This is a genomic window from Streptomyces sp. NPDC059456 (assembly GCF_042750055.1).
In the GTDB taxonomy this organism is placed as follows: Bacteria; Actinomycetota; Actinomycetes; order Streptomycetales; family Streptomycetaceae; genus Streptomyces.
Map to the genome: position 1 here is coordinate 1 of NZ_JBHYVA010000062.1, position 20,931 is coordinate 20,931.

At 71.6% G+C, this 20,931-nt stretch carries 19 protein-coding genes; 2 read left to right on the plus strand and 17 right to left on the minus strand.

From position 1 onward, the window contains the following. From ACFXA3_RS08660 to ACFXA3_RS08715, 12 genes are all read right to left on the minus strand, one after another. Positions 1 to 289, minus strand: a 289-nt coding sequence (locus tag ACFXA3_RS08660; protein ID WP_385183854.1) for a hypothetical protein, incomplete at its 3' end; no start/stop codon positions are given. A 25-nt stretch (positions 290 to 314) separates the two neighbouring features. Beyond that, entirely contained in the window at positions 315 to 1,328 is a 1,014-nt protein-coding gene (locus ACFXA3_RS08665) for a radical SAM protein (RefSeq protein WP_385183857.1), read from the minus strand. Between the two features lie 28 nt (positions 1,329 to 1,356). Beyond that, entirely contained in the window at positions 1,357 to 2,430 is a 1,074-nt protein-coding gene (locus ACFXA3_RS08670; RefSeq protein WP_385183860.1) for a 1-aminocyclopropane-1-carboxylate deaminase/D-cysteine desulfhydrase, read from the minus strand. Beyond that, a complete protein-coding gene (locus ACFXA3_RS08675) occupies positions 2,427 to 3,233 on the minus strand; it encodes a class I SAM-dependent methyltransferase (RefSeq protein WP_385183862.1) in 807 nt (268 codons plus the stop codon). Before ACFXA3_RS08675 ends, ACFXA3_RS08670 begins: the two co-directional genes overlap by 4 nt. Then, the gene (locus tag ACFXA3_RS08680) at positions 3,233 to 4,930 is read right to left on the minus strand and encodes a carbamoyltransferase (protein WP_385183864.1); all 1,698 of its coding nucleotides are present in this window, start codon (positions 4,928 to 4,930) and stop codon (positions 3,233 to 3,235) included. Before ACFXA3_RS08680 ends, ACFXA3_RS08675 begins: the two co-directional genes overlap by 1 nt. 19 nt (positions 4,931 to 4,949) lie before the next feature. Beyond that, positions 4,950 to 5,588, minus strand: coding sequence for a hypothetical protein (locus ACFXA3_RS08685; RefSeq protein ID WP_385183867.1), 639 nt, complete (start codon positions 5,586 to 5,588; stop codon positions 4,950 to 4,952). A gap of 845 nt (positions 5,589 to 6,433) precedes the next feature. Continuing rightward, entirely contained in the window at positions 6,434 to 7,612 is a 1,179-nt protein-coding gene (locus ACFXA3_RS08690) for a cytochrome P450 (RefSeq protein WP_385183870.1), read from the minus strand. Then, entirely contained in the window at positions 7,609 to 8,868 is a 1,260-nt protein-coding gene (locus tag ACFXA3_RS08695; protein ID WP_385183873.1) for an MAB_1171c family putative transporter, read from the minus strand. Before ACFXA3_RS08695 ends, ACFXA3_RS08690 begins: the two co-directional genes overlap by 4 nt. Further along, the gene (locus ACFXA3_RS08700) at positions 8,865 to 9,392 is read right to left on the minus strand and encodes a regulator component (protein ID WP_385183876.1); all 528 of its coding nucleotides are present in this window, start codon (positions 9,390 to 9,392) and stop codon (positions 8,865 to 8,867) included. The genes ACFXA3_RS08695 and ACFXA3_RS08700 overlap by 4 nt, the downstream gene beginning before the upstream one ends. A 249-nt stretch (positions 9,393 to 9,641) precedes the next feature. Beyond that, entirely contained in the window at positions 9,642 to 10,097 is a 456-nt protein-coding gene (locus ACFXA3_RS08705) for a helix-turn-helix domain-containing protein (RefSeq protein ID WP_385183878.1), read from the minus strand. A 247-nt stretch (positions 10,098 to 10,344) separates the two neighbouring features. Beyond that, the gene (locus ACFXA3_RS08710; RefSeq protein ID WP_385183903.1) at positions 10,345 to 11,271 is read right to left on the minus strand and encodes a M56 family metallopeptidase; all 927 of its coding nucleotides are present in this window, start codon (positions 11,269 to 11,271) and stop codon (positions 10,345 to 10,347) included. A gap of 5 nt (positions 11,272 to 11,276) precedes the next feature. Next, positions 11,277 to 11,648, minus strand: coding sequence for a BlaI/MecI/CopY family transcriptional regulator (locus ACFXA3_RS08715; RefSeq protein ID WP_385183881.1), 372 nt, complete (start codon positions 11,646 to 11,648; stop codon positions 11,277 to 11,279). 100 nt (positions 11,649 to 11,748) lie between these two features. Between ACFXA3_RS08715 and ACFXA3_RS08720 the strand changes: the two genes are divergently transcribed. Continuing rightward, positions 11,749 to 12,381, plus strand: a complete 633-nt coding sequence (locus ACFXA3_RS08720) for a phosphatase PAP2 family protein (RefSeq protein WP_385183884.1) — start codon at positions 11,749 to 11,751, stop codon at positions 12,379 to 12,381. Positions 12,382 to 12,492: 111 nt separating this feature from the next. Here the strand turns inward: ACFXA3_RS08720 and ACFXA3_RS08725 are convergent, their stop codons facing one another. Both ACFXA3_RS08725 and ACFXA3_RS08730 read right to left on the minus strand, forming a co-directional pair. Further along, entirely contained in the window at positions 12,493 to 13,083 is a 591-nt protein-coding gene (locus ACFXA3_RS08725; RefSeq protein ID WP_385183886.1) for a hypothetical protein, read from the minus strand. Between the two features lie 119 nt (positions 13,084 to 13,202). After that, a complete protein-coding gene (locus ACFXA3_RS08730; RefSeq protein ID WP_385183889.1) occupies positions 13,203 to 13,652 on the minus strand; it encodes an Lrp/AsnC family transcriptional regulator in 450 nt (149 codons plus the stop codon). Between the two features lie 140 nt (positions 13,653 to 13,792). On the opposite strand from ACFXA3_RS08730, the gene ACFXA3_RS08735 reads away from it, so the two are divergent. Beyond that, positions 13,793 to 14,794 carry an asparaginase gene (locus tag ACFXA3_RS08735; protein WP_385183892.1) on the plus strand — a complete coding sequence of 334 codons (1,002 nt, stop codon included), beginning with the start codon at positions 13,793 to 13,795 and terminating at the stop codon, positions 14,792 to 14,794. A gap of 86 nt (positions 14,795 to 14,880) precedes the next feature. On the opposite strand, the gene meaB is transcribed toward ACFXA3_RS08735, so the two are convergent. From meaB to ACFXA3_RS08750, 3 genes are read right to left on the minus strand one after another with little or no spacing between them, the layout of a single operon-like run. Beyond that, positions 14,881 to 15,864 (minus strand): methylmalonyl Co-A mutase-associated GTPase MeaB, encoded by a 984-nt coding sequence (meaB, locus tag ACFXA3_RS08740; RefSeq protein WP_385183895.1) that lies wholly within the window; start codon positions 15,862 to 15,864, stop codon positions 14,881 to 14,883. Between the two features lie 9 nt (positions 15,865 to 15,873). After that, positions 15,874 to 18,087 (minus strand): methylmalonyl-CoA mutase, encoded by a 2,214-nt coding sequence (gene scpA / locus ACFXA3_RS08745; RefSeq protein WP_385183897.1) that lies wholly within the window; start codon positions 18,085 to 18,087, stop codon positions 15,874 to 15,876. Then, positions 18,084 to 19,961, minus strand: a complete 1,878-nt coding sequence (locus ACFXA3_RS08750) for a methylmalonyl-CoA mutase family protein (RefSeq protein ID WP_385183900.1) — start codon at positions 19,959 to 19,961, stop codon at positions 18,084 to 18,086. The genes scpA and ACFXA3_RS08750 overlap by 4 nt, the downstream gene beginning before the upstream one ends. Positions 19,962 to 20,931: the final 970 nt, after the last annotated feature.

The following is a 20,931-nucleotide window of genomic DNA, read 5'->3' on the forward strand; positions in this document are numbered from 1 at the left end:
CCCCTTCGGCCTGCTGGTGAGCCTGTTCCAGCAGGCCGACCCGCTCGCGTTCGCTCTTCAGTTCCGCTCGCAGCGCCTCGGCGTCGAGGGCGCCTTCCCGTACCGTGCGCGACAGCTGCATGCCACGCTGCCGAGCCTGGCCGCGAGCCTCTTCCAGCCGGCGCAGCGCGTCCCGTGAACGGGTGAGTGCTGCGACCGTGCGATCGACAGCCGCCGCGTCCACACCACGTGCGCCGAGCCGGCCGGCGACGAGCGCCGGGTCCTTGAGGAGCGATCTGGAGTCGAGCACGATGCCTCCGTTGTCCAGCGGCGCACTAGCAGTGGTTGACGGATTGGTCGACGCAGCGCAGGCACGTCGGGTTGGCGGTGACGTCGAGATTCCGCCGGAAGGCCAGCGCGGAGGGAGAGTTGAGCGTGTCCAACAGCGTGGTCCCCTCGGGCCGGAGCTCGTAGGCCGGCATGGGGAAACACGGGCGGAGCGTTCCGTCGTATTCCAGAATCACCGACGTCCAGGGGGCGTTGCACCGGATGGTGCGCTCCTCTTGGCCGCTGAGGCTCCGGTAGTAGGTGAGCAGGAGCTCGTCCAACCGCTCGGGGGTGTCGCTGATGAAACCGGAGGCGAAATCTGCGGCGTGGTGGTGCTTGAGCAGGGTCAAGGAGCGCTCCAGTTCCGGTAGTTCCCCAGAACCGATCACCAGACTCTCCACGTAGTTCTGGTCGATGGTCTCGAACCGGCGGAAAGCCTCCTCGTTGTGGACGTCGGTCCCGGAGAAGCTGATGCTGCGGACACCCAGCTCCTTGGCCGCATCGACGGTCGCCGACAGATGACGGTGATTCTGGCGGTGTACGGCGCACCTCGCGTCGACGGGAAAGGCGGGAAATTCCGCGTGCAGCGCGGCGATGCCCGACTGGAGCCGGTCGTAGGCGCGGGCCACGTTGCGCATCCGGTCGTGAACGGCGCGAGGTCCGTCCAGACTCACCCGCAGGACGTCGCAGTGGGTTCCGACGGCGCGCGCATGACGGTTCAGCAGCAGTCCGTTGCTGAGCAGTTCGACTCGAATGTGCTGCTTCTTGATCTCGGCGACCACCGGCCACACGTCCGGGTGCATCAGCGACTCGCCGCACAGGACGACCGTGCTGATCCCCACCTCGCGCCATTGCGGAGCCCATCGGGCGATGTCGGCGACGGTGAGGTTCCGGCCGGGCTTCTCCCGCCAGATGTCGCACATACGACAGCGTGCGTTGCAGCCGCTGTTCATCCACAGCATCAGCTTCGCGAGCTTCGACACCCTGTCCGCCGTGCGCTCCCGTGTCGTCTCCGGATGCATGTTGTCGCCCTCCCGATGTCGCGGGGTGTCAGCTGTGGACCGGGGCCAGGCCGGCCCCGAGATGCCGCTGGTACCAGTCCTGAAGACGCGCGCTGTCGCCGTGGATGCCGAGGTTGCCGCCGGTGTGCACGAGGACCACGTGGACGGCGCGCGGAATGCTTCCGGAGCGCAGCGCGTCCCGAAGACCACCGAAGGTCTTCACCATGTAGTTGGGATCGAACGGGAGGCGGTAGCGCATCAGCAGGGAGCGCATCTCGCCCAGTTCCGGATCGGTGGGGAGGTCGTAGCCGTCACCGAGCGGTGCGTCGTGGACGACGACGGACGCCTCCAGGAGCCGTTCGTCGCCGGTGCGGCGCACGGTGTCGTCACGGAGGGCGGCGATGGCGGCACGCACCTGCTCCGGGGACCCCCCGATGCACATGCCGTGGACCGTCCAGCGCAGGCCGAGCAGGCGCGCCGCGATGCTCAGGCCCAGGGTCGTCGTACCGGATCCGGCCGGAGCGACGACGTGGGCCCCGTCGGCGCCCTCCGGAGTCAGGGACAGCTGTGCGGCCAGTTCCAGGCCGAGGTCGATGCTGCCCAGGATCCCCGGCCAGGTGTGCAGTCCGGGAGGGATGACGTAAGGAACCCGGCCCCGGGCGGCCTCCTGTGCCGCCGCTTCGGCCAACAGCTCGTCAATGCGGTCCCACGGGGTGAGTTCGTGCCAGGTCACCCGGTGGCCGAGGAGGAGCGCGAGCAGGTAGCTGCCCTGGGGCCGGGCCGGGCGGCGCTGGCTGTCCCCGCAGTAGACGAGATGGGAGGCCATGCCCAGTTCGCGGGCCGCAGCGGCAACGGACACGCACTGGCCTGACGGCACGCTGCCGCCGGTCACCAGGACGTCCGCGCCGCGTGCGACGGCCTCCCCGGCGACGTGGGCCAGCTTCCTCGCTTTGTGCCCGCCTCCCAGGTCGTCGATGAGGTCTTCGCGTTTGAGGTAGACACGGGCACCCAGATCCCGAGACATGTCCGCCCTCTCGTCGAGTGGGGTCGGAACCCGGCCGGATGTGCGCGGAGAAGGCAGCCGCAGGGCCGGGAAGACGTCGCTGAGCCGCTCGTGACTCATGCCCCTCCCCGGCGGGCCACCAAGGAGAACATGTAGGGATGGGTCGCGGTCCCTTCGCTGAACCACAGACCGTCCCGGCATCGGGTGAGCTCGTCGAAGAGCGGGAACGAGCTGTACGGGTGCTCCTCGATGACCTCGAGCGCGAGCCCCCGGCCCAGCAAGGACGTCACGACGCGGGCCACGGTGTGCTGCCAGCGGAACTCGCGGTATGCGATCGACGCATCACGGTCGGCGTAGCTCCCGCGGGTCCAGGTGCCCACGGCCCGGGGAGCGGGGAAGTAGCTCAGCGCACCGGTCATCTTGCCCGGGTGGAGAGCCTCCAGCACCGGATGGAAGTCGACCAGGACCAGTCGGCCCCCGGGCCGCAGGCTCCGGCACACGCCGTCCGCCCACGCGTCCAGGTCTTCCAGCCAGCACAGCACGCCGTACGTCGTGACCACCAGGTCGAACGGTTCGTCCGGTGTCTTGAGCTGCTGGACGTCGGCGACCTTGAAGTCGGCCGGGATCTCGCATTGCGCGGCGAGGGCCCGGGCGGCAGCAATCGCGGCGGGGGAGAAGTCCACGCCGGTCACGCGGGCGCCGAGCCGTGCCCAGGACAGGGTGTCGAGGCCGAAGTGGCATTGGAGATGAAGGACGCGCAAGCCTGCGACGTCCCCGGCCAGCGCCACCTCGACGGGCTTGAGCGTCGACGAGCCCGCCATGAAGGCCGGAGTGTCGTAGAAGGGCGCGTCGAGGTGAACCGGAGTCATCAGGTCCCATGCACGCCGGTTCGCTTCCAGCGGGCTCTCGTCGGCCGCCCGCATCAGGGCGTCTTTTCGAGGAGATGGCTCCCCAGGGCAAGAGCGCCGATCTGCGAGGTGTGGAAACAGCCCAGAGCCTCGACGGGACTCTCGATGATGGGTTTCCCGCGGACATTGAATGACGTGTTGATCAGTACCGGGTGGCCGGTCAGTCTCTCGAAGGCGGTGAGGACCGAGTGGAGGAACGGATCACGGTCCCGCGGTACGGTCTGCACCCGGGCCGTACCGTCCGCGTGCACGGCGGACGGGATCTTCTCCCGCTCCTCTGCGCGTACTTCACTCGTGAACAGCATGTACGGATCCCGGTGGCCCTCGAAGTAGCGGCCGAAGGCCTCCTCGGTCACGATCGGCGCGACGGGGCGGAACCCCTCGCGGCCCTTGAGGGCGTTGAGGCGGTCGCGCATGCCGGGATCGAGAGGACTCGCGAGCAGACTGCGCATCCCGAGCGCCCTGGGGCCGAATTCCATCCGGCCGCGGAACACGGCGCAGATGGTGCCTTCGGAGAGCCGGACCGCCAGCCGCTCGGCCAGCGCCGCGGGATCGAGGGTGCGCGCCGTATCGCCGGCCTGCGCGATGACGTTTGCCAGTTCGCCGTCGTCGTGGTCGGTACCCAGCGCCATGGACGGACAGTGCAGTTGGGCAGGACCGCCACGCCGGATCGCGCTCAGGGCCGCCGCTCCGAGTGCTGTGCCCGCGTCGCTGGCCGCGGGCTGGACGAATATCTCGTCGAAGATGCCGAGTGCGGCCAGACGCCCGTTGGCCACGCAGTTGAGGAATGTGCCGCCGGCCAGACAGAGCCTGCGCAGACCCGTGGTCCGCGCGAAATGGGTGACAACGTGGATCAGCGCCCGTTCCAGGCACAGTTGGGCCGACTTGGCGATGTCCATGTGGATCTGCCCGACAGGCTCGCCGTGGCGCCTTCTCGGCGGCAGTAGCCGGCCGAGCGACCGAAGGGCCTTCAGATCGACGGTGTACCGGCCGCCCGGCCGTAGCCGCACGATCGAGTCGAAGACCGGCGAGAACCGGGATTCCCCGTAGGCCGCCAGCCCCATCACCTTGAACTCGTCACTGAACGGTTCGAATCCCAGGTGCTCCGTGACCGCTGAATAGAAATGCCCGAGGGAGTTCGGGAGGACTTCCTCCGCCATCTTTCTGAGGTTCTTCCCGCGGCCTTCGTACACCGACGTGCAGGCGTTCTCGCCGGCTCCGTCGGCGACGATGACCAATGCATTGTCCCAGCCGGAGCAGTGAAATGCCGAGGCGGCATGGGAAAGATGGTGCCGCCATTCCCGGACAGGGATGCGGCGCACCCCTTCGAGAGGCAGCCGGTCACGGTATCGGTGGGGAATGTCATATCCGCTGCGCAAGGCGTGCGGAAGGTTCGCCAGCATGGCGAAGGCGCTGAGTTCATCCCTCAATGACGAAAGACGTCGTCCCGTGAGGCATCCATGGAGGCTCCGCACGTGGTCCCAGCGGTGATATGAATAGCCGATCTCCGTGATGTCGGAGGCGGAGCGGCCGGTGTGTGCAAGCGCCTTGTGCATGGCGGCCACCGGAAGATAGGTGCTGAACGGCGAGTACCGGCGCCCGTGTTTGATACCGGTGAAACGCTCGTCCTCGGCGGCGAAGAGGACCTCCCCGTCCTCCACCAAGGCCACCGCGGGATGTTCGAAGTAGCTGTTGATGCCCATGATCAGCATAGGACCTCACTCGGTCGGGTCAGGCCGGCAGGTGCTGTTCCAGTAGGTCGGTGAGGCGCCGCCTCAATTGGGATTCCGAGAACCGGCCCGGGCTGCTCCTGGGCTCCTGAAACGTCGGCGCCGACGTCAGGGTCAGGGCGCTGCCTGCCCGTTGCGGGGAGTGCAGCATGAGTGTGGCCAGCAGCCTGCGACGATCGGTGACGATGCGGTGCATGAGAGCGCGGGTGAGGAAGTAGCTGTCGCCCGCCTGCATGGTTGCACTCATGGTCTGGACCACCCGCCGCATCCCGACGTGGTGGTGCCGGTACGTCGAGCCTGCCCCGCGCACGTACGTGTAGGCGTGCAACTCGGAGCCGCCCGGATGCTCGCCGTAGTGGTCGGCGCGGCATGAGCCGCTCAGCAGCACAGACGCGAAGTCCCACCGGTGATTGTGAATGTTCTCGGTGTGCACGCCGCGGCCGGGCCACCAGATGTGCAGTCGCATGCGCCAGCCGGCCGGTGTGGCGGCCAGCAGGATCTTGTCGAATCCGTTGTCGTGCGTGTACGACGCCCCCGCTGACCGGCGCAGAAACTCTGGATTGTCGAGGAGTGATTTGAGAATGGCGGGCAGTCGGCTTTCTGCCACCAGATCCTGAACAGCTTGGACTGCTTCTTCCATCCCCTCTCCGCCACTTCCGTGGAAGCGCGTCTCCAGCCATCCGGATAAATCGCGTATGTCATCAGGGACCATCGTTGAACCCCCCGCGTCACCAGCCCCACCCGTCACATCAGCAGCCGGTCCCCCAAATGCGTGCCGGCACGCGGGCGTGAATGATCCGCAGCATGGACGCCATATCGGCCACTGGCGTCTGAGGTTGGATACCCTCTCAGTATTCTCCGGGCTTCGTCAACCACACGAGAATGATCGTTTGCGGAACGCTGAACGGATTCCTTGGTCAATTTTCAACGGCCGTGTCCAAATGGCGGCGACGTCGCAGCGAGGTGAGGTGGAAGCGCCGACAACGGCGACGCGCCGGCTATGCAGTGGCCGGCCTCGGAGCCGGGCTCTTCGTGCTCCGGCGGATTCAATGGCTGCTATTCGCCGCCGTCCTGCGCCATCACGCCGCAGATCACATGGGCGGGGCAGCGGCCATACGCCGGGAGAGAGCAGCAACACCGGCCAGCAGCGCGTCCGGGGAGCCGTCCCGCGGGCGGGGACGGGCGGCGCAGGGCTACCAGGTCTCCCGGTCGTGCTTGCGGGGGTCCTCCCGGGGAGCGGAAAGCACGTGGCCGGGCGGAAAGGGGACGGACCACGCTCCTGGGACGGTCGAGCCGGCCGGGGCGGGCGGTGCCGCCCGCCGGGGAAAGCGCAAAGCGGCCGACGTTCCTTGGTGTTGGACACGGTCGTGGTGCCCGACACGGAGGCAGCCGTGGGCTGCCGTGCGTGGCCACGCGCGATCAGACCGGGCGACGACGCCTGACTCCGATCGGCCGGGGCGGAGTTCGGGGGTGTGGACGGCCGGGTCAGCCGATGGTGACCGGTAGGGAGGCGAGGCCGCGGGTCAGGCGGGTGGGGCGCCATGCGAGGGCTTCCTCGGGGACGGCCAGGCGGAGTCCGGGGAAGCGGGTGACGATCGCGCGCAGGACGATGTCCGCTTCCGCGCGGGCCAGGGGTGCGCCCAGGCAGCGGTGGATTCCGTGGCCGAAGGCCAGGTGGCCGGCGGCGTTGCGGTCGAGGTCGAGTCGTCGCGGCTCGGCGAACGCCGCCGGGTCGCGGTTCGCCGCTCCGGGAGCGATCAGCACCGGGAAGCCCGCGGGGATGTCGACCCCGCCCAGGCGCAGTGCCTCCGTGCTGTGGCGGAACGTGGCGATTCCCACGGGGGAGTCGAAGCGCAGCAGTTCGTCGAGGCATCCGGCGATCAGCTCGGGGTCCTGCCGCAGCCGGGCGAACGAGGACGGGTGCTGGAGCAGGGCCAGTACGGAGTTGCCGATGAAGTGGGTGGTGGTCTCGTGCCCGGCCACGAGGAGGAGTACGGCGAGGGAGGTTACCTCCTCCCGTGCGAGGGGGTCCGCCCCGCTGCGCCGGAGGAGGGCGTGGAGCATCCCGTCACCGGGGGTGCCGTGGGCCGCGGCGACCAGGTGCGTCATGTAGTCGCCGAGGGCGTGTGACGCGGCGTCGATGACGTCCGGGTCACCGGCGTCGAAGAGGTCGTGGGACCAGCGGGCGACCGTGTCGCGGTCGGATTCCGGCACCCCCAGCAACTCGCAGATGACGGTGACCGGCAGCGGAACGGCCAAGTCCCGTACCACGTCGACCTCGTCGGTCCGCGTCCAGTCGTCCAGGAGGCGGTCGACGACCCGGGAGATGTACGGGCGCATCGCCTGCACGCGTCCGGTCGTGAACATGGGCGCCGCCACCCCCCGCTGCCGGGTGTGATGGGGAGGGTCGCTCGCCAGCATGTTCCCGGAGACCGCCGGATGGATGTCGCGCTTCGACGGCCGGCCGGCGAAGAACCGGGCGGTGTCCTTGGACAGGCGGGGATCGGTGAACGCCTGCCGGGCCTCCGCGTGGCCGGTGACCAGGTACGCGTGGTGGCCCCGGGACCCGGTGGGGATCTTCTGGACCGGCGCCGTGCCGCGCAGGCGGTCGTAGGTGGAGTACGGGTCGGTGAAGAAGTGCGGGTTGTGGAGGGGGCCGGTCACGGCTGCGCCCCCGTGGTCGTGCGCGACGGGTGCTCGCTGGCGGTGGCGGTGGCGGTGGCGGTGGCTGTGGCGTCGGCCGTGGCAGTCGCCGGCGGGCCCTGCCGGTCGTACGCGCGGGCCACGAGCAGCAGCCATGCCGTCTCCGCGTGCAGGTCCCCCTTGCGGGAGCGGGTGCCGGCGGCGGGCGGGGCCTCGGGTCCCTCCGGCGTGTCGCCGGCCCGCTTCGCGGCGACCGCCGCGGCGATGACCGCCGCTTCCACTTCCGCGTCCCCCTCCGGGGTGCCGGCCGCTCCGCGCAGGGCGGCCTGCGCGGCCGCGGCGTCCTGTACCGGGGCGGAACGGTACCGGCGCAGCGCCAGCACGCAGTCGTTGATCTCGATGACCCGGCGGTGCAGGTGGAAGTCGAGGTCATGGGTGCCGGCCCCGGTGTTCCCGGGGTCGAGCACGACCTCCGGGACCGTCGAGGTGACGTCCGTCCACAGGGGCTCCAGCGCGGCGAACGAGTTGCGCTCCCAGCGGCGACGGCGCAGTTGGCTGACGGGCCACAGCAGGGCGGGGAGCGTGAGCCCGATGGTGATGAGGAGAACGGCGACGGCCGGGGCGCTCACGCTGAACGTGCAACGGAGGGGGGTCAGCGGCGTCGAGCAGCGCGCGTGGTCGGGTACGAGGCCCAGTCCGAGCCCGATGGAGACCAGGGCGAAGACCTTGTAGGCGGCGTAGACGAGGGCGAACGCGCATCCCGCGGACGTCATGCGCAGGCCCAGGCGCTGGCTCCTGCGGGCCGAGCGCTTCGACTGGGCCCAGGTCTGGAACAGGAAGTCCTTGGCCGTGTACCCCAGGTAGGAGATGTAGATGAGTACGTAGAACGCGTACAGCACCGGTGACCGGCCGGTGAGTTGCTCGGCCGCGAAGAAGGCGCTCATGCCCGCGACGGCGACGGCGAGTGCGAGGACGCGCAGCCGGATCTGCCGGCGGGCCTGTTCCTCCTCCTGGTTGAGCTGGAACAGGAAGGCGAGGACCGAGGTGGCCGCGGTGAGCGTGAACGTGTTGCTCAGGAGGCGCGCGACGTGCGGGACCACCGATTCCACCGCGTGCTCGACGGCCGGGGCGTAGGACGCGAAGGCCAGGGCGAACGACGTCAGCAGGGCCGCCATCGCCCAGGTGCCGGTGGGGCGGTGGCCGCCCCTGCCCCGGACCCAGTAGGCGGCGAAGCACAGGAGGACGACGGCTGTGCCCGAGAAGAGGATGTTGATCATTTCTGGCGGCGTGTCTTCCTGTGTGGCTCGGCGAACAGTGCGTCCCAGCTTTCGGCGCCCCGGGTGGGCCGGCTCGACGGCGCTTCGCGTCCGCGGTACATGAGCTGCCGGATCACACTGGCCATCACCTCGGCCTCGCGTTCGTCCTCGCTGGTGTAGCTGGTCCGTCCGGACATGCGCCGGACGAGGGTGGGGTCGAAGCCGATGGCGCGGACGGTGTCCTGGTCCAGTTCCAGGCTGCCGGGGTGGTCGCAGATGATGTGGCTGATCTCGTGGGCGAGGATGTGGTTCTGATGGAGGGTCGACGTGGCCTCTTCGTAGAACAGCAGATCGGCGTCCGGCGTTTCCAGACGTATGCCACAGGGTGCGTCCATGGCTCCGAGGGTGCTCAACGGGCGCAGGATGATGGGCCGTCCGCGCTGCTCGGCCACGGCGTCGCGCAGGTCACGGGTGCTGAAGCGGTGCGGGAGCCGAAGTGCCTCGATGCGCGCCTCACACGCGGCGCGAAGCTGCTCAAGATCCATGTCTTCACTCTTGTGAGGCCGGGACGGGGGCGGGCGGGCCGATGCGAACTTCAGCTCGAAGCCCGGAACGCGCGCCCCATATGCTCACATGCCCGTGGCTCCGGCCTGCGGGCAGGGTGCGGCGGCGGCCCTCCCGGCAGGGAAAGGCCGCTGCCCCCTGCCGCGGACGCGGCGCAGGGGGTGGGGAGTTCGTCGAGGGGGCGGCGGCGTGCGCGCCCCGGCGCACGGCCGCCCGGCGGGTCCGGGACCTCAGTCGTCGAGGTTCAGGCCGTGGGGGGAGTCGTCGCTGGTGAGGCCTTCGAGCTTGCGGGCCTGCTCGATCACGGTGGAGAGCATCTTCAGGCTGTCCACGCTCAGCCCGTTGGCGCGCAGGGCCACCTTGCGGACGTCCTGGTCGCGCATGGCGGCGAGGAGGCCGATCTCGGCCTTGGTGCGCTCGGCCGCCTCCCCGTCGACGAAGTAGCCCGCCGGTACGCCGAAGAAGTCGGCCAGAGCCTTGATGGTGTGGCGCGTCGGGTTCCGTTTGACGCCGGTCCGCAGCTGCTGGATTGCGCTCGCCGTCACCCCGCGCCCCTCTCCGGTGGACGACTTCAGGATGCCTTCGGCGACTTCCGCATAGGTGTACGGCCCCCGGGAGGGCGGGTGCACTTCCCGGAAGAGGTGGTCCAAGAGCTGGGCGAAGGTGGGCGACTGGTCATCCTCCACGGAGACGACCTCCTTTTCGTGATGTTTCGTGATGCCGGTTCTTTGCCCACCACGGTGTGTCTCGAAGCCCATCGGGCCGGCTCCGGCAACACTGTAGTTGACGTCTGATCACCACTTTGGTGTACGTTATCAACGCCCTAGCGCCACTGTAGTGTTGCAGTCGGCCGCGGTGGTGGTCCGGGTCCGGTCCGGTCGAGCTTCACGGGGGTGAGCTCGCCCGACCGCCCGGAGTCCTGCACGCCCCGGTTCAGGGGGAGCGGAGCTCGCCCTGAGCGACCTCGATGCTCGTGTGGAGGTCCGTCGCGGCGTCCAGGTCCGACGCCGTCGAGAGGGTCAGGCAGATCAGGAGGGTCGCCGCGATGGCGGTACCCGGCTTCGGCAGGGTGCGGGGCCTCGGGGCGGCCGGTGCCAGGAGCGCCGCCACCCGGCGGGGGACCGGGCCCGCCGTTGCGGCCAGGGCCGGCTCCGGCCGACGTCCGGCGCCGCGGGCCGCCAGCGCCGCCTTGCCGATCGCCCGGGCCGTGAGGCGCCGGTCCCCGACGGCGTGCGCCGCGTCCTCGTCGGCCCAGCGCTCCAGCGCGTACACGAGCGGCTCGCGCAGCGCGCCGAGCGCGGGGTGACACAGCGCGGACAACTCCGTCACCGCCGTGAACAGGTGGTGGCGGCCCCGCAGATGGGCGCGCTCGTGCGCGAGCAGCGCCTCGCGCTCGGCCGCCGACAGGGCGCGGAGCATGCCCGCCGTCACCACGATCCGGCCCGGCCGCCCGGGCAGTGCGTACGCGTCGGGGGAGCCGTCGGCCAAGACGAGGAGTTCGCCGTCGGTGCGGGCCGCCAGCCGCTTCGCCCGTCCCAGCTGGGTCCACCGCCGGTGCAGGCCCCGTACGAACAGGGCGGCGCAGAGCAGCAGCAGGGCCAGGGCCGTGATCGCGACCGCCACGACCGTGTCGGCCGGACCCGCGGAGAGCGGGGTCAGGAGCCGGCCGAGGGCGGCGACGGCGGGCAGATGCGTGGCGCCGGGCACGACGAGCAGCGCGAGCGCCGCGGTGCTGCCCGCCGCGAAGCCGGCGGCCGAGACGGCCAGCAGCCAGGCGGCCTGCCGCGGGGGCAGGCAGGAGACGAGGCGCCGGCCCGCCGGCCCGGCCAGGAACGGCACGAGCAGCGGGAGCCACACCATGACGGTCACCGGCCGCCGCCTTCGAGGAGGGAGCGCAGGATCCGCTCGTCCTCGTCGCTGAGCTGCGAGACGAAACGGGACAGGACGGCGCCGCGGTCCTCGTTGCGCTCCAGCTCCGAGTGCATGCGGCGGGCGGTCAGGCCCGAGGCGTCCTCGGCCGGGAGGTAGGCGTAGCCGCGGCCGGACCGCGTACGGGTGACGGTGTCCTTCTCGTGCAGGCGGGACAGGATCGTCGTCACGGTCGTCCGGGCGTGCGAGGTGCCCAGCGCCTCCTGCACCTGCCCGGGGGTGAGCGGTCGGTCGGCCGCCCACAGGGCCGCGAGCACGCTCGCCTCCAGCTCGCCGGAGGGGAGCCGTTCGGCGTTCGGGTCACCCATGGGAACGATCCTCCGCACGTCATCGTCTACAGTGTGTAGACCGTCTACAGAACTGTAGTCGATCGGGTCGCCCCGTCCATCCACGTCATGGGAGCAGCACATGATGGCCCCCTCCGGCCCCGCGGCCGTGATCGCCCTGGACGGGCCGTCCGTCGACGGTCCCCTCTACACCCGCATCACCGCTCTCGCCGGGCGGGCCCCGGGCTGGCTGGACGCGCTGGTGTCGGGCTGGTCCACGTACGGGCTCGCGCTCTTCGGACTGCTCATGGCGGCGGCCTGGTGGCGGGCACGGTCCCGCGCGGACCTGCCCGGGCGGACGGCCATGGCGCTGGCCGCTCCCGCCGTCGTCGTGACGGCCTTCCTCGCGGACAGCCTGCTCAAGTCGCTGATCCGGGAGCAGCGGCCCTGCCGGACCCTGCACACCCTCACCCTGGAGGCCTGTCCGCCGCCGGGCGACTGGTCCTTCCCCAGCAACCACGCCGCCATCGCGGCCGCGGCGGCCACGGCCCTGTGGCTCACCGACCGGCGCCTCGGCGCGCTCGCCGCCCCGGCCGCGCTGCTGATGGCGTTCTCCCGGGTCTGGGTCGGCGCCCACTACCCCCACGACGTCGTGCTCGGCGTCCTGGTCGGCGCCGCGATCGCCTGGCCCCTGACCCTGCTGGCCCGGCGCGGCGCGCCCGTCGTGGAGCGACTGCGCGGCACGCCGCTCGGGCCGCTGGTCGCGCCGCGCTGAAGGCGGAGCCGGTGTGCGCCGTCAGCCGCTGGAGTCGCGTCAGCCGCCGGAGCCGTGTCGGTCGTCGGAGTCGCGTCAGCCGCCGGAGCCGTGTCAGCCGTCGGAGTTGCGTCAGCCGTTGGAGTTGAGGAAGCCGATCGCGACGGCGCCCCACCAGCACACCTGCGACACGGCGGCGGTGGCCCCGCCCCAGGCCAGCGTCCCGCGGCCGATCGGCCCCGTGGCGGCCGCGAGCCTGCGCCCCAGCAGCCCGGCCTGGAGGCCGTTGAGGGTCAGCGCGAGGACGAGCGCCAGCTTGGTCAGCGTCAGCTTCGAGCCGAGGTCGGGGTGCAGCATCATCCCGCTCGCGACGAGCCCGCCCAGGCCGGCCCAGATCGGCACGTGCAGCCGGGAGGTGGCGCCGAGCACCTCTTCGAGCGAGCACCGCCGGGTGGCCCACAGGATGCCGTGGTAGTCGGCGGACAGGACGGCCCCGAAGCCCAGGACGAGCGACGCGAGGTGGACGAACAGCGCCGCCGTGTGCAGCGAGGCGTCCGTGCGGACGTGGGCGGAGAGCCACAGGGAGGCCGTCAGGGCGAGCACCGCGAACAGGCCCGCCGCGGCCACCGTCCACCAGGAGTCGTACAGGCGGACGGGCCGCGCGGCCGGGGTGTGGCCGGGCGACGGGGCGGCGACGGGAACGGGGGTGACGGGCGACAGCATGGGGAGGGCTCCGGGGACGACGGGGGAGGGGCCGCAGCACCGGCGACCCCGAAAAGCAAGGTAAGGCTTACCTAAAAGTGCCCATCGGTCAATGCGCGCCCGGAGCGCGAGACGCGGGCTCAGACGGGCAGGCCCCTGGGTTCCTTGATCCTCTTCATGATGATCTGCGAGTTGACCTCGGTGACCCCGGAGAGCGCGGTCAGCTTCTCGATCCACAGGCGCTCGTACGCGCGCAGGTCCGCGACGGCGATCCGCAGCAGGCAGCCGGGGCTGCCGAACAGCCGGTACGCCTCGATGACGTCGGGAATGTCCTGCAGGGCCGCCTCGAAGGCCTCGACGGCGGCGCGGTCGCGGCGCACCTCGACCGAGACCAGCACTTCGAAACCGCGGTCGACCGCCTCGGGGGCGATCACCGCGCGGTAGCCCTGGATCACCCCGTCCTGTTCGAGCTGGCGCACCCTGCGCATGCAGGGGGACGGGGTCAAGCCGACGCGCTGGGCCAGCTCCTGGTTGCTGAGGCGGCCGTCGGCCTGGAGCTCGCGCAAGATTTCACGGTCAATGGCATCCATGGCGCAATCATCGCCGAGTGATTGTGAACGGGCAGGCCGAAAGTGGCAATCCCATTGCGCGTGGATCTCACTATCATTGCTCGCTACGGCATTTCTGAACGTCTGTACGAGGTATCACCCGTACGTGAGAAGGGGTGGTCATGGGACGGATCGTCGTCATCAGCACCGGCGGCACGATAGCCAGCCGCTGGCAGGGCTCCGGCTTCGCGGCCGACGCCGACGGGCGCGAGGTCATGGCCACCGCGCCCCTGCCCGAGGACATCACCGTCGAGGTGGTGGACCTCTTCAGCGTGAACAGCCCCCGGCTCACCACGGCCCACCAGCTCACGCTGCTGCGGACCGTGCACGAGGTGCTCGCCGACCCGGACGTCGACGGGATCGTCGTCACGCACGGCACCGACACCCTGGAGGAGTCGGCCTTCCTCGTCGACCTGCACCACCACGACCCGCGCACCGTCGTCTTCACCGGCGCGCAGCGCCCCATGGGCACCGCCGACGGGGACGGCCCGGGCAACCTGTACGACGCCCTCCTCACCGCCGCGAACACCCGCGGGCTCGGCGTGCTGATCTCCTTCGCCGGACGGGTGCACGCGGCCCGCGGCACGGTCAAGACCCAGGCGGTGGCACTGGACGCGTTCGCCGACCCCTCGAAGGAACTGCTCGGGAAGATCGGATTCGGCAAGGTGACCATGCTGCGCACCCCGCAGCGCACCGAGCCGCTGCCGCTGCCCGCGATGCCCGAACTGCCGCCGCGCGTCGACATGGTGATGCACCACGCCGACGGCGACCCGGTGCTCCTGAACGCCGCGGTCGCCGCCGGGGCGCGGGGCGTCGTCCTGATCGGCACCGGGGCCGGCAACGCCACCCCGGAGATCGTGGACGCGGTCAAGGACGCCATCGCGCGGGGCGTGCTCGTCGCCCTGACCACCCGGGTCCCGGCCGGCCCGGTCACCGAGATCTACACGCACGGCGGTGCCGTGGACCTGGTCGCCGCGGGCGCCGTCCCGACGGGCACGCTCCGCGCCGGCCAGGCCCGTATCGCCGTCCTCTCGGCCTTGCTGGCCGCCACGGACCCGGCGGAGCAGACCCGCGTCCTGGCCCGCACGCTGGGCACCCAGGACGCGGCCCTGATCCAGGCCTGACCCACCACCGCGCCCACCCCCGGGAGCCGGGTACGCACACGAGGCCGCACCCGGAGGTGCGGCCTCGTGGGGTGAGGCGGGCGGGGTCAGTTGGAGAACGCCGCCAGGATGCGGTCCGCCGCCGAGGTGGGGGTGACGGTGCCCGCGCGGACCGCTGCCTCCAGGGAGGGGGCCAGGTCACGGACCGAAGGGTCGGCGCGCAGCCGCTCCAGCAGCTCCTCGCGGACCATCGACCACGTCCACTCCACCTGCTGCTCGGCGCGCTTCGCGGCCAGCCGGCCCCCCGCGTCCAGCAGCGTACGGTGCTGTTCGAGGCGGTTCCACACCTCGTCCAGGCCCGCCGATTCCCGTGCGCTGCAGGTGAGTACGGGCGGCGTCCACGCCGCGTCGGCGGGGTGCATCAGCCGCAGCGCCCCCGACAGCTCCCGCGCCGCCGCCTTCGCGTCGCGCTCGTGCGGGCCGTCCGCCTTGTTCACCGCGAGGACGTCCGCCAGCTCCAGGACCCCCTTCTTGATGCCCTGCAGCTGATCCCCCGTACGCGCCAGTGAGAGGAGGAGGAACGAGTCGACCATGCCGGCCACCGTCGTTTCCGACTGGCCCACGCCGACCGTCTCGACGAGGACCACGTCGTAGCCCGCCGCCTCCATGACGATCATCGACTCCCGGGTGGCCTTGGCGACCCCGCCCAGCGTCCCCGCCGAAGGGGACGGCCGGACGAAGGCCGAGGGATCGACCGCCAGGCGTTCCATCCGCGTCTTGTCACCCAGGATCGAGCCGCCCGTGCGCGTCGAGGACGGGTCCACGGCCAGGACCGCGACCCGGTGGCCCAGCCCCGTCAGCATCGTCCCGAACGCGTCGATGAACGTGGACTTCCCCACGCCCGGCACACCGCTGATCCCGATCCGCCGGGCCCGCCCCGCATGTGGCAGAAGCTCCGTCAACAGCCCCTGCGCGAGCGCCCGGTGGGCGGGCAGGGTGGACTCGACGAGCGTGATCGCGCGTGCGATGAACGCGCGCTTCCCGTCGAGCACCCCCTTCGCGTAGGTCTCGATGTCGATCTTCGGAGGCATCGGCCGCGCCTACAGCTCGTGGCCCAGATCCGCGGCCAGCCGCGTCACCAGGTCGTGGGCCGCGTCCGGGATCACCGTGCCGGGCGGGAACACCGCCGCGGCGCCCATCTCCAGCAGCGTCGGCACGTCGGCCGGCGGGATCACCCCGCCCACCACGATCATGATGTCCTCGCGCCCCTCCTCCGCCAGCTGCTCGCGCAGCGCCGGTACGAGGGTCAGGTGGCCGGCCGCCAGCGACGACACGCCCACCACGTGGACGTCCGCCTCGACGGCCTGGCGGGCCACCTCCGCCGGGGTCTGGAACAGCGGACCGACGTCCACGTCGAAGCCCAGGTCGGCGAAGGCGGTCGCGATCACCTTCTGGCCGCGGTCGTGGCCGTCCTGGCCCATCTTGGCCACCAGAACGCGCGGACGGCGGCCCTCCGCCTCCTCGAACCGGTCGACCAGCGCACGGGTGCGCTCCACGTTCGGGGACTCGCCTGCTTCGGTGCGGTACACACCCGAGATCGTACGGATCTGGCTCGCGTGCCGTCCGTACACCTTCTCCAGTGCGTCCGAGATCTCACCCACGGTCGCCTTGGCCCGCGCCGCGTCCACCGCCAGCGCGAGGAGGTTGCCCTCCAGGCCCTGGCCCGCGCCGCGCTCGGCCGCGTTCGTCAGCGCCCGCAGCGCGTCCTGCGTGACCGCCTCGTCGCGCTCCTCGCGCAGCCGCCGCAGTTTCTCGATCTGCTGGGCGCGCACCGAGGAGTTGTCGACCTTGAGCACGTCGATCTGCTCGTCGTTCTCCACCCGGTACTTGTTCACGCCGATCACCGGCTGGCGCCCCGAGTCGATCCGCGCCTGCGTACGGGCGGCGGCCTCCTCCACGCGCAGCTTCGGAATGCCGGCGTCGATGGCCTGCGCCATGCCTCCGGCAGCCTCGACCTCCTGGATGTGCTGCCAGGCCCGGCGCGCCAGGTCGTACGTCAGCTTCTCGACGTACGCGCTGCCGCCCCACGGGTCGATCGAACGGCAGGTACCCGACTCCTGCTGGAGCAGCAGCTGGGTGTTGCGGGCGATGCGCGCCGAGAAGTCCGTCGGCAGCGCGAGCGCCTCGTCGAGGGCGTTCGTGTGCAGGGACTGGGTGTGCCCCTGCGTCGCCGCCATCGCCTCGATGCACGTACGCGTCACGTTGTTGAAGACGTCCTGCGCGGTCAGCGACCAGCCGGAGGTCTGCGAATGCGTGCGCAGCGAAAGCGACTTGGCGTTCTGCGGGTCGAACTGCTTGACGAGCCGCGCCCACAGCAGCCGGGCGGCGCGCAGCTTCGCCACCTCCATGAAGAAGTTCATGCCGATGGCCCAGAAGAACGACAGGCGCGGTGCGAACGCGTCCACGTTCAGCCCGACGGCCTGCCCCGCGCGCAGGTACTCCACGCCGTCGGCGAGGGTGTACGCGAGCTCCAGGTCGGCCGTGGCCCCGGCCTCCTGGATGTGGTAGCCGGAGATCGAGATGGAGTTGTACCGCGGCATCTTCTGCGAGGTGAACGAGAAGATGTCCGAGATGATCCGCATCGAGGGCTTCGGCGGATAGATGTAGGTGTTGCGGACCATGAACTCCTTGAGGATGTCGTTCTGGATGGTCCCGGCGAGCTTGTCGGGGGAGACGCCCTGCTCCTCCGCCGCCACGATGTAGAGGGCGAGGACCGGCAGCACCGCGCCGTTCATCGTCATCGACACCGTCATCTTGTCCAGCGGAATGCCGTCGAACAGCTGCCGCATGTCGTAGATCGAGTCGATCGCCACGCCCGCCATGCCGACGTCGCCCGTGACGCGCGGGTGGTCGCTGTCGTAACCGCGGTGCGTGGGCAGGTCGAAGGCGATCGACAGGCCCTTCTGCCCGGCCGCGAGATTGCGGCGGTAGAAGGCGTTCGACTCCTCGGCCGTGGAGAAGCCCGCGTACTGGCGGATCGTCCAGGGCTGGTTGACGTACATCGTCGGGTACGGGCCGCGCAGGTACGGGGCCACGCCCGGGTAGGTCTGCAGGAAGTCCAGGCCCTCCAGGTCGCGGCCCGTGTACAGCGGCTTCACGCCGATGCCCTCGGGGGTCTCCCACAGGAGGTCCCCGGCGGCGGTCCCGGTGGACTCCTTCACCGCGGCGCGCCACTGGTCCTCGGACCCGGCCGCGGAGGCACCGCCGCCCAGCGCGAGGGCGGAGAAATCGGGGATTGCGGTGCCGTCGCTCAAGACGCCACTCCCATCCGGTCGAGTACGGAGGACAGCACGGCGACCGCGTCGCAGCCGGCGAAGACGTACTCGTCCACGGCGCCGGCCGACGTGCCGGGCTTGCCCGCGAGGAACACCGTGGTCGCACCGGCCGCGCGCAGGGCCTCGGCCACCGCCTCGGCCTGCTCCTCGTACAGCGCGTCGCTGGAGCACAGGACGGCCATGCCGTCCGCGCCGCTCGCCGCGTACGCCGCGGCGGCCGTCGCCGGATCCACCGACACCGGGTCGTGGACCGGCTCGACGCCGCCCGCCTGGAACAGGTTCGCGGTGAACGTGGCGCGCGCGGTGTGCGCCGCCGCCGGGCCCAGCGCGGCGAGGAAGATCCGCGGACGGTTGCCCGTCGCGGCCAGGTGCGCGTCGCTGCGGGCGCGCAGTGCCTCGTACGCCTCGTCGCGCCGTACGCGGGGCAGCCCGCCGGAAGGCCGCGCGGGGGCGGGCCCGCGCTCCACGGGCTTCTCCGACAGCAGCGGGAACTCGCTGACGCCCGTGATGGGTTCGCGGCGCTTGGCGAGCTGCTTGGAGCGCTCGGCCCAGGTCGCGGCGAGGCGCTCGGCGACCAGACCGGAGCGCAGGGCGGCGGCGAGGCCGCCCGCCTTCTCGATGGTCTGGAAGAACTCCCAGGCGGCGTGCGCGAGTTCGTCGGTGAGCCGCTCGACGTAGTACGAGCCGCCGGCCGGGTCGATCACGCGGGCCAGGTGCGACTCCTCCAGCAGGATGGTGGAGGTGTTGCGGGCGATCCGGCGCGCGAAGGCGTCGGGCAGGCCCAGTTCGTGGTCGAACGGCAGCACGGTGACCGAGTCGGCGCCGCCGACGCCCGCCGCCATGGAGGCGACGGTGGTGCGGAGCATGTTCACCCACGGGTCGCGGCGGGTCATCATCACCGGCGAGGTGACGGCGTGCTGGCGCTGGGCGCCGGCGTCCGGAGCCCCGCAGGCCTGCGCGATGCGGGCCCACAGGCGGCGCGCGGCGCGGAACTTCGCGATGGTGAGGAACTGGTCGGCGGTCGCGGCGTAGCGGAACTCCAGCTGGCCGAGGGCGGCTTCGACGCCGAGGCCGTCGCCGTCGCCGTCCGCTGCGGTGAGGGTGCGGAGGTAGGCGACGCCGGTGGCCAGCGACAGGCCGAGCTCCTCGGCGGCCGATCCGCCGGCCTCGTGGTACGGCAGCGCGTCGACGGCGAGGGCGCGGACGCCGGGCCAGTGCGCAGCCGCCTCGCGGGCGAGCCCGACGGCGTCGGCCAGGTCGAGGACTTCACCCGTACGGGCCTCGTGGCCCAGCGGGTCGGCGCCGAGGCTCGCCCGCGCGGCCTCCGGGGCCACCCCGCGCTCGTCGTACAGGCGCAGCAGGGCGCGGGCGGCGTCGGCGTACGCCGCTCCGGCGTCCAGGGATACGGGTGCCAGGTCGAGGTAGACGCCGTCGAGGGCGCGGGAGAGCGCCTCGACGGGGAGTCCGCCCGGGCCGCCCAGGGACAGCCAGAGGGAGGTGACCCCGTTCTCCAGGTCGGTCAGTACGGCTTCGTTGACCCGTGCGGGGTCGCTGCCGAGGTGCCGCTGACGCACGTCCCAGCCGCCGGCCGATCCGCCGGCGGGGCTGCCCCCTCGTACGAACGGCGCGAACCCGGGGAACCCGATCTCGTCGGGCGCTTCGGGCGCGGTGTACAGAGGGCGGGTGGTGAGCCCGTCCTGGAGCTTCGTGGACAACGCGTCTTCTGCGGCTTCGCCGGATACGTCCTTGCCGGACTTGCGTAGAACGCCCTCTACCAGGCGCTGCCACTGCTCATGCGTCGCGTCAGGGAACTCGGCGGCCAAGGAGAGCCCGTCATCAGGCAGGACCGTCATGGCTCGAATGCTAGGGGGGTCACCTTGTGAACGACTATAACCACCGGATGTGATCTCCCCCTCTCATGTGAGAGGGGATCCCCCACGAAAGAGCGCATTGCGTACGGCGGTCGCCGGGCCGGGCACAGGTCCGGGCACAGGTCCGGGCGGGGCGACACCCCTGTGCACCCCCTGATCCGCCGACGGACGGCAGGCGGCGGCCCGCGCAGGACGGCGGTGTGAACGGGCGCGTGGCGGGCGCGTTGCAGAGGTATGAAATCAAGCCACGGTTTTCAGCCGTTCGGAGCTGTCCCGGGGCGCGTGTCGTGGCGGTCGAGTTGCCAGGTCAGCGCCGGTGCGGCGGGCCCGACGGGAGCTGCGGGCAGGGCCCTTTCCGGCGCGCCGGGCAGGGCTTGACCCCCGCCGGAGCCGCTGACAGGCTCCGAGCCATGACCGCGTTCGAGCTTTCCGCCCCGCGGCTCCACACCCCCGGCTCCTGTACCGCGCCGGGTTCGTGTCCGGGCCGCTGTCCGGCCCCGCGCCGCGCCTGAGCGCCGCCGCCCCGGGCAGGAACCGCTGACCGTTCGGCCCACCGCCGAACCGGTCGCCGGTCACCCGCCCCGGGACCGCCCCGGCCCCCGGCCGCCCCTGCTGCTCTCCCGCCGCTGACCCCGTCCCACCCGGCCCGGGCCCACCGGCCCCCGGCCAGGACGCGGTCCACCGCTGCACCGGCCCACCGGCCAGGCCCCGGACCACCGTCCTCCCGCCTGTCCGGCCCGTCCGGCTCCGTCCCACCGGCTCGGCCGCGTCCGGCCCCGGCCGGCGGCGCCGCGGCCCGACCGGCCAGGGCGCACCGGCCCCCGGCCACGCGCCACCCCGGTCACCGGCCGGCCCCCCGCCCCGCCCCCGCCCCCCCCCCCCCCCCCCCCCCCCCCGGGCCCCCCCCCCCCCCCCCCCCCCCGCACCCCCACCACCCCCACCCCCCGCCCCC